The sequence below is a fragment of the Desulfotruncus arcticus DSM 17038 genome, assembly GCF_900113335.1.
GTDB lineage: Bacteria > Bacillota > Desulfotomaculia > Desulfotomaculales > Desulfallaceae > Desulfotruncus > Desulfotruncus arcticus.
Genome location: NZ_FOOX01000002.1, coordinates 292474 through 309519, shown reverse-complemented (window position 1 = coordinate 309519; position 17046 = coordinate 292474). Strand labels below are relative to the sequence as shown.

Here is a 17046-nt window from a genome sequence, read left to right as displayed (position 1 = left end):
CTAATGGATATACTCAAATTGTCCGTTTTTGATCATTTTTTTCACCACCAGATCTCCAATGTCATCTCCGTTGTCCGTAAAAGTATGCGAGCCGGCCACACCGGGTACGTTCTTGAATGTCCGTAGTTTTTGGGCGACAGCGGAAGGACTTGCCGAATCAGCTTCCTTTACGGCCTCTACCAGTAAATTAACTGCATCATAGCCCTGGGCGGCGTATGGAGTCGGCATTTTACCATATTTGCTGTAAAAGTCTTTGATAAAGGACTTTACTTCTGGCCTGGTATCCCGGGGATTAAAAATCGTTCCGACCACTGTTCCTTCCGCAGCCTTTCCGGCAACCTGGTAAAGCTGCGGCGTATCCATGGCGTCACCGGCAAAAAATGGCACATTTACACCTGTCTTAGCAGCGTCGGCAATAAACTGAGCCCCGTCAGGCATAAAATGGGCGACAAAAATACCGTCATAATCAAGTGCTTTCCACTTCGCGCTAATTCTGTCCAGATCTCTTGTATCGGCGTAATAGGAAAAACGGTCGACAATTTCAATCCCGTTCTTTCGGGCGTAATCCTCAAAGGAATTGGCCAGGCCAATTCCATAGGAATCATCAGCATAATAAATCACCATGCGCCGTTGGCCCTGCCTGGCGGCATATAAGGCCAGCTGCCTGGCAATCTCATCATCACTGGGAATATTTCTGAAAATATATTTGTATCCCTTTTTAGTAAGGGCGGGAGCGGTTGAAGAGGGAGAAAGCATAACAATGCCCGCGTTCTCATAAATTCTTGAGGTTGCGGTGGAGATAAAAGAGACACTATGACCGATCACAGCCGTCAGGTTGGGAACTTTCGTAAAGGACTGGGCAACATTCATCCCGCCGGTAATAGTTTCTTGATCATCCTTCTCGATTAAACGTACCTTGTGCCCGTTTACCCCTCCCCTGGCATTGATTTGCTCCGCAGCCAATTCGACCCCCTCTTTGAACAGGTCGTCTTCTACTGAAAAAGGCCAGGCCACACCAATTACAATATCTACCTGTCCTTTTCTATTCGAGAAGCTCATAAACAAGCCAAACATTACAAAAAATAAAACACTTGTCACCAGTATACTTATCAAGATCTTTATCCAGTGACCCTTTGACATGGCAGTATATCCTCCGCTATAAATATCTACATCTATTAAAAATCGGTAACTATTCAGCATCTATAACAACATAGGAGTCAGAATAATAGAACCGGGTTAAGGTATTCTGACTACTGAATTCTGAATAGTAACAAAAATCGTCAATAATCTTTTATAAAACAATTACCCCCGCTATCGACAGCAAAAACACACCGCCGCAGATAAGCATCAATAAACTGCCCGACATGGCAAACCCTAAATACACCATAATTAACACACTTAGAGCCATAACAACAGACAGAACTACGCATGCGTTTCTCAGTGCAGGTGATCCGGATTGTCTTTGCGGCATAAATGGAGGAATTTTATTATCCTCACAGGTAAGCACAATAAACACCGGCAATCCTATAAACAGAGGGAAGAGAAAATCGTTCAGGCAAATGATTGTAAAAAGTTCTCGTGACCAAAAGCCTAAAAACACATCCATTCCGCAAGCAATAAGAATTCCTGTGGCAAGGGCTCCAATTGCCGAAATAAAGATATATATCCCAATATTTTTCAAGCTTTTGACATTTGGTGCCTCACCCTTTCTAAAAATATGCCATAGTTTAAAGGGCAGATAGGCTGCTATAAAATTGCCAGCGAAGCCTAGAACAGATCCCTTGGAAAAAGTGCCAAACAAGTCGGCAATCAAATTGCCAATAGCACAGCCCCATGCTCCTGCCGGGCCAAACAAGAGCCCCACCGCAACCGGCACAGCATTGACCGGGCGGACCTCGGTAACTCCCTTAATCAGCACCATCACTTTAAAAGGAACCGCCATTCCTATAAACACTAAGGCACACAAACATATGTGTAGTAATGTATTTTTCTGTTTAAAGGGTGATAGTATTTCCTGCAAGAGGCTTCACTTCCCTTTTGCTTAAAAAGTTTGTACCTGCACAAATTGCACCGCTTGCAATAAATACAGCACCTATTATCTTTATTAGGGTAAAGCTTTCCGTAACGCCAAAGGTACCCGGGATAAGAAAAGCTAAAACCATGGTTACTATGGGTTCTGTAGAGGCTATAACTGTAACGCTAAGCGGGTTTGCATATTTTTGAGAATACATAAGCATAATGTAGGCATACGCTTTAGAAAAAAAGGCGAGCATAAATATATTGGCCAGCATTTCATTTGAGTAGGAAAGGGCTAGAAATGTTCCTGGTTCCTCAAAGCTCCATAGACCAAAGGCAATGATAGCAGTAAAAAACATTTGACCCACACCCAAAAGCAACGGATCGTATCCCTTAGTAAATCTATCAGTACATATAATAAAAACCGATATAAATAAGGAGGAAAAAAACATATATAACATCCCAATTTTCAATGGTTGTCCTATTTTTATTCCACTTGCCAGCGCTAATCCTATTAAAATAAGAAGAATTCCCAGGAAATTATTATTTGATAGCTTTTCCTTAAAAAACAGCAGCAGCAGCGGCACAATAACAACATTGAGAGAGGCAACAAAACTTGCAGTTGATGCTGGAATAGAAGCAATGCCCAACTTTTCAAAAATTAAACTGGTACATAAAATCGCCGCCATAACCGCACTTCTTAATAGAACGTTTTTATTAAAATCACGAATTCTCTTAAAAAACACTATAAAAAGGATGATGCTTGCAAGCCCGGCTGTCAATGTCACATAGGCAAATGGCGAAAGATTAACCGGCAGGTTTTTCATGAATATGTAAGACGATGCCCAGCACAAAGTAATCGAAAACAATATTATGTTTGATTCCAGCAGTGTCATGAATTTTTACCCCCGTAGAATTCATAGCCCACCTTTTGTTTTTCAATGAGAACTGCGTTTTGGTCCAGCTCTTTTAGCACCTCTCCCATAATGCTTTTCATCTGCTCATCAGTGGCAGAATTAAATATATAGATAAGGTTATTTTCATATGTTACAACCCCTTTATCATCTTTATAAACACCTTTTCCCGAAAATTCCGTAAAACCATCAACATATTTCAAAGCAATAGCATTCACCTTCTTTTCTGCTTCCCCGGTGGGTATCTTTTGTTGGTAGGTATCCTTATCATTTAAGCCAATATACAAGGTATATTGGACTGCTTCATTATTGGCAAAGCTTTTTTTCGTTAGCGTGGAACAGCCGGAAACACAAATAGCAAGTGTAACCGTTAATATCATCAATACAAACCATTTTTTCATTGTTTTCATCCTCTTATATGTGATAATGCCTCTATTGAAATCTGACAGCTAAAGTCGTGCAGATGATATAATATAAAATCTGTTTAAAGATTGAGACACCGGGGCTCTCTTTAACTTGTTACATGTTAATACGTAGTGGATCGGTTTTCATTACACAATTTTTTAAAAAAACTAAAACATTTTCTTCTCAGTGATCTGCTTATTGCCTCTGATGATAATTATATTGTGAACAAAGCCGGGCAATAGCAGATACCCGTAACTTAACTTAACTCTAGCTTACAGACGAAGGGTTGCAATCAATCGTTTGGGCTGTAGCAGCATTTCCAGTCCTTCATTGATTTCCTTTACCGCCACATCGGCACTTTGCAGCGCCTGCACCGAGGTTCCTTCCGGTCCCAAGATGACCATGCCCAGAGCGGCTTTCGCCAGCATCAGCCGGTCGTTGGCGCCGTTGCCCACCGCCACGGTATGCTCCGCCCCCAGGCGTTCCACGAAGGCTTCCTTTTCTCCGGCCCCGATTGACTGGGACAGAATCTGAACGGTACCTTTGATGCCACTGCACTCACCCCGGCACTTGCCGAAGGTGTCGGCAGTCAGAATGTGTACTTCCAGACTCTCGCTGAGCCGGTTCAGGCTTTCCTCGACGCCGGGCAGCAGCATGCCGTCTTTGGCCATTGTACCGTTATAATCCAGCACGATGTGTTTAAACTGCAGCGTGCCGCGGCCGGGTACATCCACTGAAATCAAGCTTTCCACCTCCTTTCAAGGAAAATGATCCGCCCGCTCCCACATATCATACCGCACCCGGCCGCAGTTGCGATCTAATTATTTATCTTAAGCCAACTATATTACCTGCTTATACCTAAATAAATTTAATTACTATCAGAACAGCCAATTAGGTCAACAATTCCTACTATTTTATGGTAGGAACTGTGTATTTTCCAGGGCGCAGGTAATAATATCTCTTGGCGGGGTCTTGCCCCAAGTACAAAACAAATTTACCACTTTCATCGGAAGCAGCTTGTATAAATCATACATATAAACAGCTTACATTACATTTAATACAATAAAAAAATAAAAACTTGAGAGATATTAAAAGGAGGTGCTTGGTAAATGAGAAAACAATTGCTTAAAGCTTTATTTGAAAAAGCTAGCGAAGGTGACTTTGAGGTTAAATACTGGGACGGTGAAGAGGTGCGGTACGGCACCGGAATCCCCAGAGCGAAGCTTGTTTTCCACAAGCCGCTGCCCCTGACTTTTAATCTGGATGACCCGGTATTATCCTTCGGTGAGGCCTACATGGACGAGATTATTGATTTTGAAGGCAGCCTGGAGGAAATTATACGCATTGCGGAATTAAACAAAAGTAATCTTAATGACCACGGCCTAAAAGGCAAAGCGTTTTCCGCCGTCAAAACGCTTTGCGGAGCGGCCGCCAGGCTCAAGCAAAAGCAGAACATTCAGCGCCACTACGACCTGGGCAATGACTTTTTCTCCCTGTGGCTGGATGAAACCATGAGCTATTCCTGCGCTTATTTTAAAACACCCCAGGATTCGCTGTATCAGGCGCAATTGCAAAAGATAGACCACATCCTCAAAAAAATGCAGCTGCAGCCCGGGGAGCGCCTGCTGGATATCGGCAGCGGTTGGGGCTGGCTGATTATCCGGGCAGCCCGGCAGTATAGCGTGCAGGCCCTGGGTATTACCATCAGCGAAGAACAATTCCGGGCCACCAAGGAGCGGATCGCCCAATTGGGTTTAAGTGACCGGGTTGAAGTCAAACTGCTTGATTACCTGGACCTGGATGAAAATGAATACCAGTTCGACAAAATAGTCAGCGTCGGCATGTTTGAACATGTGGGTAAACAAAACATGCCCGTATATATGGAGAAAATAAACAAATTACTGGTTCCCGGCGGGCTGTCTATGCTGCATACCATTTCCGGAGTGGATGAACACCCCGTCAATTCATGGATAGACACTTATATTTTCCCCGGCGGCTATATTCCTTCGCTGCGGGAAACAGTATCGCTTTTGCCGGAATATGATTTCCATACCCTGCACCTAGAAAGCCTGCGGATGCATTACGCCATGACGCTGGACCGGTGGTTTGAAAACTTCCACGGCCGCCTTGCTGCTATTGAGCAAAAGTTTGGCCGGCGGTTCGTGCGCATGTGGGGTCTTTACCTGCGCAGCTGCGCCGCTTCCTTCAGGGTATCGGGGCTGGATGTCTACCAGCTGCTGTTTTCCAAGGGGCTCAATAACAGCCTGCAGCTAACGCTTGAGCATATCTATGCTTAAACTGTAAATACCGGTAAAAATTAATCCGAGTGATGCGAAACCTATTGATTACAAATCTGCCGACCGCGCTGGGAAAAAGGCATATTTAACCTGGGCAATGCAGAGTTTGCCGTATTAGAGTTGGGTGGGACCATTAATTGGGAACTACTTGGCGGGTGGTGTCAGCTTTGCTGGTACTACCCCAATTAGCAGGTGTAAATTTACACCTGCTTTTGTTTTAATTTAAAAATATTTGATTGTCAAACTAATGTACGTGTGCTATCATAATAATTGAAATTCAAACAATAACATAATCTAACATTACTAAAACCAAAGGAGGTGTTGTTAATGAAGCCCGTTGAAGAGCTGACCGACGAACTGTTGCAATTTTTTAACGGATTTTCTTCCTGGGAAAGTTCGGTAATCCGCAGCAGTGACCTGACAGTCTCAGAAGCCCACGCCATTGAAGTACTGGGACAGTACGGAAATATGAACATGAAAAACCTGGCTCAAAAATTAGGCGTAACCACCGGAACCACCACAGTAACGGTGGACAGGCTGGAAAAAAAGGATTATGCCAGACGTGAATCAAGCAAAGAAGACAGGCGGGTCAACCTGATTGTTTTAACGGATAAAGGAATGAACGCCTTTAAGGAACATCACCAGTATCACCTTAATCTAACCGAGCAGATGCTTACTGCTCTTAACGAAGATGAAATTGGGCAGTTGCTGAATATCCTCAAGAAGATCAACGCCGAAACTTTTTAACGCCGGCGCAGCTTTATTGATCATTCCGCAGCATGACATCAGCATGACCTAATGAAAGGAGACGGGCGAATTGATTGGTCGATATGCAAATCTCGGTAAGTACCGGGAGTTGATGCAAATGAAAGAATTCTACATCGTAATTATAGGCAGTTGCTTAATTTTAGCCGGTTACATACTGGGAAAAAGAGATTACCCGGTTCCGGCCGATATATCGTCTTTACTTGCTCTTGCCTTACTGGGAGGGCCAATCATTTGGGGTGCGGTTAATGGGTTGCTGAAAAAAGAACTTAATGTTGACGAACTGGTTAGCTTGGCCATTATAGCCTCGGTTTTGATTGGAGAGTACCTGCCGGCGGCATTGGTATCCCTGATTATGGTATTGGGCTCGTTAATGGAACAGTTTACTGCGCAAAAAGCCCGTTCCGCTATTGACAGCCTGATCCGGATAAGCCCCGAGCAGGCCACGGTAATGCGTGAGGGAGTTGAAGTTTCCGTCCCGGTGCGGGAAATTAAGTTGGGTGATCAAGTGCTAATCCGCCCGGGAGAAAAAATTCCGGTTGACGGCAGGGTTGTTCATGGCCAGGCCTCCCTGGACCAGGCTTCGCTGACCGGAGAGTCCCTGCCTGTGGATAAAACAGTGGGAGATCTGGTTTACGCCGGCTCCACCAGCTATTCCGGAATGATAGTGGTGCAGACCCTGAAAGTGGGCGGGGAAACGTCGCTGGGGAAACTGATTAAACTGGTACAGGAAGCTGAAAGCCAAAAAGCTCCCATTTTAAGGGTCATGGATCGTTACGTCAAATATTTTACTCCCTTCATGATCGCTGTCAGTTTCGCGGTTTACCTTTTCACAGGGGATATATTCAGGGCCATTACGGTGCTTATTGTAGGCTGCCCCTGCGCCTTTATTCTTTCATCCCCGACAGCCATCGTAGCGGCCCTGGGCAATGCCTCCAAAAACGGCATCTTGATTAAAGGGGGCGCTTTTCTGGAGGAGGTTGCCAGGCTGGACACTGTTGTTTTTGATAAAACAGGCACCCTTACCACCGGTCATCCTGTGGTTGCCGGGATTAAGTCGTTAAACGGGGCATCCGAGGATTATGTTCTGGCCGCGGCGGCCACGGCGGAAAAGTATTCCGAGCACCCTCTGGCCCGGGCTGTGTTGGAGCTCGCGCAGGAAAGGGGAATTGCTGTTGCCGAGCCGGAATCATTCACCAACGTAGCTGGACTGGGTGTTGAGGCAGCGGTTGATAATAAAAATATTTTTGTTGGCGGCTTGACACCTGAAACAAAGTCCGTGGCAGAACATAGTCTCACAAAATTCGGACCGGGAGTCAAAACGCTTATAGTAAAAGAAAACAATTCAATTATTGGTAAAATATATATTAAAGACAGTATCCGGCCCGGGGTTGGTGGCTTGATTAAATCTTTGCCGGGGTCCGGTATTGAGAAAATCATCATGTTAACCGGTGATGACAACGGGGTGGCGGCTCATGTTGCCGGAGCAAGCGGCATAAAGGAATTCCGGGCCGGGCTCATGCCGGAGCAAAAATTAACTCAGATCAAAGAGCTTCAGCAAGCGGGCCATAAAGTGGCCATGATTGGTGACGGTGTTAACGATGCCCCATCGCTGGCCGCTGCCGATATCGGCATTGCCATGGGCGCCATGGGCACGGATGTGGCCATTGAAGCGGCGGATATCGCCCTGATGGAGGACAACCTGGCCAAACTGCCGTATCTTTTCCAGCTTGGCCGGGCTACCATAAAAACCATTAATTTTAATATTGCTTTTGCCTTGGCTTTTAATGCGCTGGCCTTGTTGGCATCGGGATTCGGTTTATTAAATCCGATAATGGGCGCGATTACCCACAATTTCGGGTCCGTACTGGTAGTCTTAAATTCCGCCCGGCTAATCAGTTTATCATCAGGAAAATACTAATTGGCTTTTGCTTTTATGCACTCTTGGACACAGTAGTCAATTTATCAGCCCCGGGAGACTCAACAGGCGCCTTCGTTCTGGACATCTGCACCAGCAATACGCCACCCAAAATTATTGCCGCGGCTATTACGGTTATTACAGTAACCTGCTCTTTTAAGATAAAATAGCCCAGCAGCACCGCAACAACCGGATTAACATAAGCGTAGGTGGACGCCTTAGCCGGCGGCATGGCTTTTAATATGTAAATGTAGGCACTATAACCCGCCAAGGACCCAAAAAAAATCAGGTACAGCATGGCGCCAATTCCGGCCCTAGTCAGGTGGAAACGGGGCAATTCGCCGGCGAACAGGCCCGTCGTGCTCAAAGCAATACCGGCGGCCAGGAACTGTATTGCAATAGAATAAACAATTGAACAGCTGGTAGGCTTGCGGGAAGAAAAAACAGAACCCGAAGCCCATAACAAAGCCGCCAGTAATATGGCTATCAATCCGGCAAGCTGAGTTCCCCCCAGCTCAATGCCCGGTGCCATCAATAGCGCAACGCCGGAAAAACCGGTTAGCAAACCGACCCAGCCAAGCCACCCAATAGGAGTTCCACCAGGTACCACTGTGTCAATAAGAGCAACAAACAGGGGCACCGTGGCTATAAGCAGCGCTGCCAGACTTGAAGCCAGCCATTGTTCCGACCACACCACCAGGCCGTTGCCGCCGTAAAGCAGGAACAACCCTACAATAGCAGAATTCACGATATCGCGGCGGCCGGGGGCGTTTTTTAATCCCCTGATCCTGGCAAAGGCCAGCATTATCAGCCCGGCTGTAATAAATCTGATACCCGCAAATAAACCCGGGGGCAAATCACTCACCCCCACCCTGATGGCCAAATAAGTAGACCCCCAGAGGATGCAGACCGTTATGTAAGCAAACAATACGCGGGGGTCATTAAAAGCGGCATTTTTATTTTCCATTTATCCAACCTTCTTGCTTAAAAAAGTTCAGCCCGGTATTGTGACCGCACAGGCAGGCCAAAACATAGCGGACATAACACCCGGGCAATTTATGTTGCCTCAAATAATTCAATTATAAGTTATTTTACTACCGGTTACAAAACAATTTTTAATGGATAAGAGCGGTAATACGCTTCTTTTTCCATGACCACTGGTAATAAGCGTATTGCAGAATCAGGCTGACAATGAAGGCAGCCGGGTAACCGATCCATATTCCCTCGATACCGAGCCGGGTAAAGCCGGACAGCCAGTAGGCCACGGGAACCTCGACACACCAGATGGAAACAACGCTGATCACTGTTGGCCAAAAAACAGTTCCACTGGCGCGCATCGTAGCGGTAATAATCTGCGCGTGACCAAAGATCAAATAACTCCATAATGTGATCATAAGGAGTCTATGAGCTATCTGTAGTGTGCCCGGGCTGGTGATGAACCAGGATAATATTACCTGCGCAAACAGATAGACCAGTATAACTAGAATTCCACCAATAACATAGTTGAGCACAACCCCGGCCCGAATCACATCCTTGAGCTGTTCAAGACGATTTGCCCCAATCGACTGTGAGGCAAATACCGACACCGTTATGCCGAGGCTTACCGCAGGCATTTGTACATAACTTGCAACCTGGTTTACAGCGCCATAAGCAGCGGTTGCATCGGAGCCAAACCGGTTCACAAAGGAAATAACCGCAATTTCAGAAAGTGATACTAGAATCATGTTGATGCTTGATGGAATGCCCAAACGCAGCAGCAGCTTTAGCAAGTCAAGATCTATCCGAAGATGCTGCCGCACAGAGGCATCAAATTGCAATGGATGCTTTGTTTTATTGAGGTAAATGAGCATCAGGACAAACGTTAAAACTATCGATATCACTGCTGCGTACGCCGCCCCGTATATGCCAAACTTTGGCAAACCCAGCCAGCCAAAAACCAGGAACGGCAGCAGACCCAGGTTCAAGGCCGTGCTGACCAAAAGAGAGTAAAAGGGTGTCTTGGAATCACCAGTGCCGCGCATAAAAGTTGTGTAGGCGAAATACAAAAACAAAACCGGCATGGACCAAAACAATATCCGCGCATAATGGACGCTTACGGCAATGATATTGGCCGGGGTTCCAATTAAACTCATAATATCCCAGGTGAATATGCCCCCAATTATGGCCAGTGCCAGACCGAGCAGGAAAGTGAATGTGAGCGTTGTCCCAACGATAGCCTTCATCTTTTCCTCGTTGCGGGCGCCGTAGGCCTGCCCGATTAAAATTGAACTGCCTGCGCCTATGCCGATGACGAAGGAGATGGCCAAAAAAAACAGCGGAAAGAAGGCTGAAATTGCGGCTAACGCCGTTACGCCCAGCCACCTTCCGACAACAATGCTGCCAACCAGCTGGCCCACCGACTGCAGCCCGTTACTGAGAATCAGCGGCAGTAGAAAAACCAGCATTAAGTGCCATATAGGCTTACTGTCATTACTTTGCTGCTGCGGTTTAACGGCTTCCATTACCTGGCTTTCGCTTCCTTTTTAGGTTGATTGTAACCGCGCTCCCCAAACGGCTGCAGCTGATCCAGCCACTTTTTTTCCAGCTTTTTCAGTTCATCCGCTTTATCAAAGTAGCCCTCTTCCTTTTCTTCCAGGACTTCCAGCACTTCAAACACAAAGGCGTCCGCGCCAAATTGATTCCATTCATCTTGAAGTGCCCTGTTTTTATGTCCTCCCGCTCTCAACATAGTTTTTCTTCCATTGATTGTTTTAAAATTTGGAGTGGCAGCTACAAACACCTTTTGATTTTTAGTGTTTCTAATCTGGTAAACCCCGCCCTCTGTTTTCATTTCCTTGTACTGCTGCTTTAATTCTTTTCTACGATCCATATCCTCCACCTCCACCCCGTTTGATTTACTTTTTAGCCAATAGCGGCTGCCATCCGGCTTTCTGTCCATAAACCCATACTCAATTAAATACCTTCGTAAAGTAACAAAATCATCATAGGCAGTTTTCAGTATGGTATTAACTTCCTTTTCGTCATAAAACTTATCCGCTTCAAATCTCCTGGCAATTTCCCTAAGAACAACCAGCTTATTTTTTTCTTTCATATCTAAAGTCTTTAATGGGCCATCCGTACCTGCAGGAAAGTATTTTTTAAGTATTTTCTCGCTTTCCTCCTGCGTAATGTTGTAGCGGTCATCTATCATCTTTGCTGTTATATGCGGAGGCAGATAGCCTGGTGAACGACTATTCTTATCCTTCAGAAGCTCCATCAGCACCAGAAACACTTTGGCCTGACGTTCTTTCTCCTTTAATACAAACCGGTGATTCCGAATGGTGGAAGCACTGCCGATACCCATTTCCTTTTGAACTTCACTATCACTTTTGCCCTGGTAAAAAAGCTGCAGCAGTTTTTTTTGATGCTCCGTAAGACCTGTAAGCCGTTTATCCAGTTGAATCAGGTAATCGAACACCGATGCATGCTCCTTCTCAATATGAACACGCATATACCTGCCGGCTTCATAGAGCATATCTTCCTCGGGATAAATAACCCCTTTCTCTATTTTTTTACCGCAGAGCAGGCAAATATAATAGCCCTCTGCTTCAACATATCCGTTTTTAATTTCTTCCGCTGCAGCATTCCAAATTAAATCCAAATTTTTCAACCATAAACACCTCCTCAATTTGATTGTTCATATAACAAACATTTTACACATATGTTTGGTTTTTTGTCAACTAAGAAGGTCGGTCTTAAACTAATTATTATAACTGCAATATCTTAATAATACAATAAATATCCATATCGCCGTTCACGGCCCTTTAAAACATAGCTAATGGGAAAAACAGCAAAACAGGCGTTTTTGCTGATATTTATCTAATGTTATAATGTAACCGTTTAGTTCCAGCCGGTAACAAATCATCAAAGTATTATACGGGGGAAAAAATGTTGAGGAACCTTATTTTATGAAGATATTAAATTCATTAGTAGATTACTGATATTATGGAGGATATATGCAGGCGCTATTCCGAAGTTTACCTGGATACAGGGCTGCCTTAAAGATATTCTCAGTAAGGTTTGATAAAATGGGATTAAATTTTAGTCATCCAGCCGCCTCCCTGGAGCTTAACTCCCGCAGTCATCATGGATAAAAACGCAGAACGGAGCTGATCGCTCATTAGAGCTTTTTTCACCGGTGACAGTCTTAAAAAGCCTCCAATTAAACCGCGCATTACCCTGTGCGTAACGGCCTCGGGACTATCGAAGATAAAGTTTTGCAGGTTACCTCGCTCAAGACTTTGCAAAATATTGCGTTCGAAGGTAGTTTCCGGGTGGATTACTTTCTGCTCCCGCTTTTTTAATTGCAGGGCTCCGCTTGCGCATTTTAAAGCACAGACACCACAGCCCAAGCAAATGGAAGCTTCTACCTGAGCATAATATTTACTTTTTATTGTTCGGCCTTCGGCAGCTGCAGCCTGTTCCATTTTAATTGCATTTATCGGACAGGCGCGTGCGCATTTCCCGCACCCGGTGCATTTTTCCTTGTCCACACCGGCAATAAAACTTGAAGTAACAAGTGTATTATGATAACCAAAGTTGTTAATACCGTGCAAAATATTGCAACAGCAGGAACAGCAGCTGCAAATAAATGTCACATTTCTTTTAACGTTGTCCGCTGAAAAAACAAGCCCCAACTCTCTTGAACGTTCCAGGTTATCCAACATCTCCCGGCGGCTAACCTCTTGCGCCATCCCGTTTCTAATTAAATAATCAGCCGCATAACCAAAAGACGCGCAAGTATCAAGGGGCACGTCACAGCTTTTTAAGTCCAGGTGCAGCTTCTCGTGCCTGCAGGAACACAAGCCGATCGCAAATTTATTATGGCTCGCCACTATGGCTTCCGCTTTTTCATAAGGCAGAATTTCCACCGCTTCTTCCGGTGCTACCGTGTCACGGTGAGGCACTGCCCTGGCAATGCTGACCCTTTGGCCATCCCCGGCATTAGCCCTGTGAAAATCCGCGCTTTCGCTCATGTAGGCATGAAATAATTCCGCCCAAACCTTGGAGTTGAGATTTCCCTGCGTCCGCATCATGGTGAACTCAAAAACCCCTATTACCATGGGGGACGGCATATAGTAATATTCTCCATTGTTGGCAAGGTCGATAACCAATCCCTTATGCGTAAGCTTATCAAGCATGCCTTTAACCCTTGTGGGCTCATAACCGGTTATTTTGGAGAGCCTTTGCAAATTGGACAGGTTATAAGGCATCTTTACCACCAGCTCGGCTTCTTCCCCGGCATACAGCTCCTTTAAAATTTTATATAAAGCATCATTCCAGGGAGCTTTAACGGTGAGATTATCTATCTTTTCGCCCAGTTTTCCATAAATATCTTTACCGACCAAATGGCCCATAAGCTCCTCCTTTAAGTTTAGGCTTTAATTAACAATATCAACTGCATTAACTTATTATTACTCACAAAAAAGGATAATTCCTTTCCACAGACATCATACAATAAAGAAGACTTGGTTCAGGTGGGGCTTTGACCCCACCTGAACCTTAGTCGCACTTATTTCGAGTTTATCGCCGCTTAACTCCCGCCTGTAGAGGCGGGAGTCTTAGCGGCGGTTAACGAGATAATTTATTTTGAGACCACCGGCTCCAAATATTAAAGGGTGGGGTATATCCCCCACCCTTTACCTTTAAGGTTGCGAAGTATAAATAACGCTGACGGTTCTGTCCACAATCTGGGCGTTGTCCTTGGCCACCAGATCGCCGCCGCTGGTTACAAATATGTTCTTGGCGATAATCTGTTCCATGGCAGCGGTTACTTCCGCCTCGGTCAAGTTATCCTTGGGGCTATCCAGGGAAATGGTCACCCGGTTGCCCGCCTGGGTAACAAAACGCATCTGCAAGCTCTGCGTGGTTGCCACATCAAAAACCTCCTTTCGTTATATAATCGTTAAGTTAGTTAAATTACTTACCTTTGGGCACTAAACCCTCGCAAGCGGTTAAATAGCTTCTTCCAGCCTGCCGGAGTCTACGCGCATCACTGCTTCAACCGTAAATTCCTGCAACTGGGCCAATGCCAGGGCCACATCGTAAATGTCCTGGTCCACAGCTGTGTCTTTCACATTGTTCAGGCTTTTGGTACTGTAGACCGGGTTGCCTTTGCCGTCCACACCAGTCTGGAACTGGATGCGCAGCGCAGTCCCGATGGGTATTTTGCTGACTGCCATTTATTTTCACCTCCTATCAATGGTTTTTACAACATCCTTCCGTTTCAGTGACGGGGAGGCCGAATTCCCCGCCGCTGAAAAGAAAAAGGCCGAATTTCTTCGGCCAGTTAAAATTTAGCATACCCCAATACAGTGATCAATCAGAATTTAAAATAATTTTCCCCGTGAACTGAAATTTGTTAATGAGTAAAGCATATTTGATCCTCATTGCTTTGTAAATCCTGTTCATGATGGCTAAACAATGTACTACTTACGTCACCTCTGGTAATAATTTGCTGACATATATTATTGATGTGCTCACTCATTCGCAAGAAAGAACTTATAAGGTCCAAATGAATTGAACTTGTAGCTATGGAATTTGCCGTACCCTCCATAAGTCGATTAAAGTGCTGGACTCGAAGTTTCCTTTCCATTAAGGCAAGCTTGGGGCAATTTTTAATGGCTTGATAAGCTAAGTCACTATCACTGGAAATAAAGGCCAGGTTAGCCATTCTCATTAAATTACAAAGATTTTGGTGCATCTGCTGGATTTCCTTCCAGCCAGCCTGTGAAAATTGACTTCCGTTGGTTATCTTGGAAGTTGCGATATGGGTAATATCTCTTTCAATGATGTCTCCTATATTTTCCAAATCGTTAATTATGTTCATATAACTCATGCAGCGGTTAAATTCTTCTCTGGAAAGCGGTTTACGCAATATTTGCGTTAAATAATTAGTTAAGTTTTTACAAAGCATATCCAGATATTCCTCTTTGCCGTTTATCTCTTTTAGCAGCACAACATCACCTCGGTCAAAAATGTTGATCGTAGAACAGATCATGTCATATACCTGGTCCGATGCGTTATTTATTTCTTTTGAGGCCAAACCCAAACCGATGGCGGGCTTGGTGATAAACCTTTCATCAAGATACCGGGGCTTCAACTGTTTTTCCTCTGCTGTTTGTTTATCGGGAAATATCTTTTTAAGCAGCTTGGCAAGCTGATTAATAAAAGGTAAAAATAATATGGCCTGAAATATATTGTATAATGTATGAGCATTGGCAGCCTGATAGCCCGGGGAAGAGCTTAGTTTGGTTATTAAATTGGCAAAGGGCGTAATAAAAGGTAAAAGAATTACAACAATAACGATTTTAAAGAGAAAATTAGCTATTGCCACCCTTTGCGCCTCTCTTGAAGAACCAAGGCTTGACAGCAATGCGGTGAATGAAGTACCTATATTGGCTCCCAATATTAAATAAATAGTCGGGTGCAATGACACCAGGCCCTGCATGGCCATAATCATGATAATACCTATTGCAGCAGCACTGCTGTGGACTAAAAAAGTAAATATAGTTGAACCTATAATTGCCAGCAACGGGTAATTACCGGCGCCTAAAAGCATTTGCCTGAATAGCGGCTCATCTTTCAATGGCTGCATTGTTGTGGCCATAACCTGCAAGCCCAGGAAAAGAAGTCCAAAACCAAGCAAAATCTGACCAATCCTTCGATATCGGTCGCGTTTGGCAAAAAAGATAATTGTTGCCCCGATTCCGACAATGGGGAAAGAAATTTCCGTTACTTTTAGGGCAATCAGCTGAGCGGTAACAGTGGTGCCAATACCCGCCCCCAATATAACACCTAAAGACTGCTGTAAGGTTATAATGGACGCATTTGCCAGGCCAACCAATATAACAGTTGTGGCGGTACTGCTTTGAAAAAAAACAGTTAAAACTATTCCCACTAAGACTGCAGCAAAACGATTACGGGTTAAATTGCCAAGAATAGTTCGCAGCCTATGACCGGCCACCTTTTGCAGCCCTTCACTCATTATGTACATGCCATATAATAAAAGACCCATGCCGCCAATAAACCCTGTGATTACGGTTTCCCAGGTTTCCAAATAAATCACCGTCCTTTAAGGGGCAAGTTATATTAAAAAATTGTAAAGATACTGTTAAGAAAAGGTTAATTAGCTATTAACCTAATTGTACTACATTTCACATATTAGTCAATAAATATCCTTAGCTGCATCCCCTTACACCTTGCGCTAAAAAGTACAGGCATCGTTAAAATTATATCTTTAAAAAAAAGATACATAATATATATAAATTTACTTGGAGGGCATTAATATGATCTCTTTAAAAAACCCCCGGCAAGTAGAAGCGGTAAAACTGGATGTACATGAGGCCGATACCCTCTGGCGGGCTTATACGGATAGGAATATCTCCATAGATCACATGACCCGTTTAAAAAATTCAATTCACGACAATGATTTTTCAGTTTATCTGGCCAAGATTCTTGAAGATTTAAAAAAGGAATGTACTACCATTGAGAAATTAATGCAAAAATTCTCTATAGTTGGCCCTGAACCGGCTGTAGAAAGTTAAATTTCCAACCCCGGCATTTAAAGGCGGAAAACAATAAAGAAGACTAAGGTTCAGGTGGGGTTTTGACCCCACCTGAACCTTAGTCGCACTTATTTCGAGTTTATCGCCGCTTAACTCCCGCCTGTAGAGGCGGGAGTCTTAGCGGC

At 44.5% G+C, this 17046-nt stretch carries 16 protein-coding genes; 4 read left to right on the top strand and 12 right to left on the bottom strand.

Going from position 1 to position 17046, the window contains the following annotated elements; genetic code table 11:
* The 5 genes from BM056_RS03975 to BM056_RS03955 all read right to left on the bottom strand — a co-directional run bounded on the left by BM056_RS03975 (nt 1) and on the right by BM056_RS03955 (nt 4069).
* Nucleotides 1-1140 (bottom strand): ABC transporter substrate-binding protein, encoded by a 1140-nt coding sequence (locus tag BM056_RS03975; protein ID WP_092468926.1) that lies wholly within the window; start codon nt 1138-1140, stop codon nt 1-3.
* A 151-nt stretch (nt 1141-1291) separates the two neighbouring features.
* Nucleotides 1292-1954, bottom strand: a complete 663-nt coding sequence (locus tag BM056_RS03970; protein WP_131820717.1) for a QueT transporter family protein — start codon at nt 1952-1954, stop codon at nt 1292-1294.
* A 40-nt stretch (nt 1955-1994) separates the two neighbouring features.
* Complete coding sequence (locus tag BM056_RS03965; protein WP_092468922.1) at nt 1995-2912, bottom strand: DMT family transporter; 918 nt, start codon at nt 2910-2912, stop codon at nt 1995-1997.
* The gene (locus BM056_RS03960) at nt 2909-3340 is read right to left on the bottom strand and encodes a DUF3574 domain-containing protein (protein WP_238456293.1); all 432 of its coding nucleotides are present in this window, start codon (nt 3338-3340) and stop codon (nt 2909-2911) included. Before BM056_RS03960 ends, BM056_RS03965 begins: the two co-directional genes overlap by 4 nt.
* A gap of 267 nt (nt 3341-3607) precedes the next feature.
* A complete protein-coding gene (locus BM056_RS03955) occupies nt 3608-4069 on the bottom strand; it encodes an HAD family hydrolase (RefSeq protein ID WP_337833487.1) in 462 nt (153 codons plus the stop codon).
* A 375-nt stretch (nt 4070-4444) separates the two neighbouring features.
* Between BM056_RS03955 and BM056_RS03950 the strand changes: the two genes are divergently transcribed.
* The 3 genes from BM056_RS03950 (at nt 4445) to BM056_RS03940 (ending at nt 8318) form a co-directional block, all read left to right on the top strand.
* On the top strand, nt 4445-5632 hold the full coding sequence (locus tag BM056_RS03950) for an SAM-dependent methyltransferase (RefSeq protein ID WP_092468917.1): 1188 nt from the start codon (nt 4445-4447) through the stop codon (nt 5630-5632).
* Nucleotides 5633-5959: 327 nt separating this feature from the next.
* Nucleotides 5960-6379, top strand: coding sequence for a MarR family winged helix-turn-helix transcriptional regulator (locus tag BM056_RS03945; RefSeq protein WP_092468916.1), 420 nt, complete (start codon nt 5960-5962; stop codon nt 6377-6379).
* A gap of 70 nt (nt 6380-6449) precedes the next feature.
* Nucleotides 6450-8318: a heavy metal translocating P-type ATPase gene (locus tag BM056_RS03940; protein WP_092468914.1), complete on the top strand. Its 1869-nt coding sequence runs from the start codon at nt 6450-6452 to the stop codon at nt 8316-8318.
* A 13-nt stretch (nt 8319-8331) separates the two neighbouring features.
* Here BM056_RS03940 and BM056_RS03935 read toward each other — a convergent pair whose 3' ends face one another.
* The 7 genes from BM056_RS03935 to BM056_RS03905 all read right to left on the bottom strand — a co-directional run bounded on the left by BM056_RS03935 (nt 8332) and on the right by BM056_RS03905 (nt 16413).
* Nucleotides 8332-9282 (bottom strand): EamA family transporter, encoded by a 951-nt coding sequence (locus tag BM056_RS03935; protein WP_092468912.1) that lies wholly within the window; start codon nt 9280-9282, stop codon nt 8332-8334.
* Nucleotides 9283-9430: 148 nt separating this feature from the next.
* Entirely contained in the window at nt 9431-10816 is a 1386-nt protein-coding gene (locus tag BM056_RS03930) for an MATE family efflux transporter (RefSeq protein ID WP_092468911.1), read from the bottom strand.
* Nucleotides 10816-11964 (bottom strand): DUF2087 domain-containing protein, encoded by a 1149-nt coding sequence (locus BM056_RS03925; protein WP_092468909.1) that lies wholly within the window; start codon nt 11962-11964, stop codon nt 10816-10818. The genes BM056_RS03930 and BM056_RS03925 overlap by 1 nt, the downstream gene beginning before the upstream one ends.
* Before the next feature lie 424 nt (nt 11965-12388).
* Entirely contained in the window at nt 12389-13711 is a 1323-nt protein-coding gene (locus tag BM056_RS03920; protein WP_092468907.1) for an ATP-binding protein, read from the bottom strand.
* Nucleotides 13712-13999: 288 nt separating this feature from the next.
* On the bottom strand, nt 14000-14230 hold the full coding sequence (locus BM056_RS03915) for a DUF2922 domain-containing protein (protein WP_092468905.1): 231 nt from the start codon (nt 14228-14230) through the stop codon (nt 14000-14002).
* A 78-nt stretch (nt 14231-14308) separates the two neighbouring features.
* Nucleotides 14309-14536 (bottom strand): DUF1659 domain-containing protein, encoded by a 228-nt coding sequence (locus BM056_RS03910; RefSeq protein ID WP_092468904.1) that lies wholly within the window; start codon nt 14534-14536, stop codon nt 14309-14311.
* A gap of 179 nt (nt 14537-14715) precedes the next feature.
* Nucleotides 14716-16413, bottom strand: a complete 1698-nt coding sequence (locus tag BM056_RS03905) for a Na/Pi cotransporter family protein (protein WP_092468901.1) — start codon at nt 16411-16413, stop codon at nt 14716-14718.
* 229 nt (nt 16414-16642) lie between these two features.
* On the opposite strand from BM056_RS03905, the gene BM056_RS03900 reads away from it, so the two are divergent.
* On the top strand, nt 16643-16900 hold the full coding sequence (locus BM056_RS03900; protein WP_092468899.1) for a glutathione S-transferase family protein: 258 nt from the start codon (nt 16643-16645) through the stop codon (nt 16898-16900).
* Nucleotides 16901-17046 lie beyond the last annotated feature (146 nt).

Coding starts and splice junctions, on each gene's coding strand:
- BM056_RS03950 (WP_092468917.1), top strand. CDS start 4,445: ATGAGAAAACAATTGCTTAAAGCTTTATTTGAAAAAGCTAGCGAAGGT.
- BM056_RS03910 (WP_092468904.1), bottom strand. CDS start 14,536: ATGGCAGTCAGCAAAATACCCATCGGGACTGCGCTGCGCATCCAGTTC.
- BM056_RS03900 (WP_092468899.1), top strand. CDS start 16,643: ATGATCTCTTTAAAAAACCCCCGGCAAGTAGAAGCGGTAAAACTGGAT.
- BM056_RS03975 (WP_092468926.1), bottom strand. CDS start 1,140: ATGTCAAAGGGTCACTGGATAAAGATCTTGATAAGTATACTGGTGACA.
- BM056_RS03935 (WP_092468912.1), bottom strand. CDS start 9,282: ATGGAAAATAAAAATGCCGCTTTTAATGACCCCCGCGTATTGTTTGCT.
- BM056_RS03945 (WP_092468916.1), top strand. CDS start 5,960: ATGAAGCCCGTTGAAGAGCTGACCGACGAACTGTTGCAATTTTTTAAC.
- BM056_RS03930 (WP_092468911.1), bottom strand. CDS start 10,816: ATGGAAGCCGTTAAACCGCAGCAGCAAAGTAATGACAGTAAGCCTATA.
- BM056_RS03960 (WP_238456293.1), bottom strand. CDS start 3,340: ATGAAAACAATGAAAAAATGGTTTGTATTGATGATATTAACGGTTACA.
- BM056_RS03965 (WP_092468922.1), bottom strand. CDS start 2,912: ATGACACTGCTGGAATCAAACATAATATTGTTTTCGATTACTTTGTGC.
- BM056_RS03920 (WP_092468907.1), bottom strand. CDS start 13,711: ATGGGCCATTTGGTCGGTAAAGATATTTATGGAAAACTGGGCGAAAAG.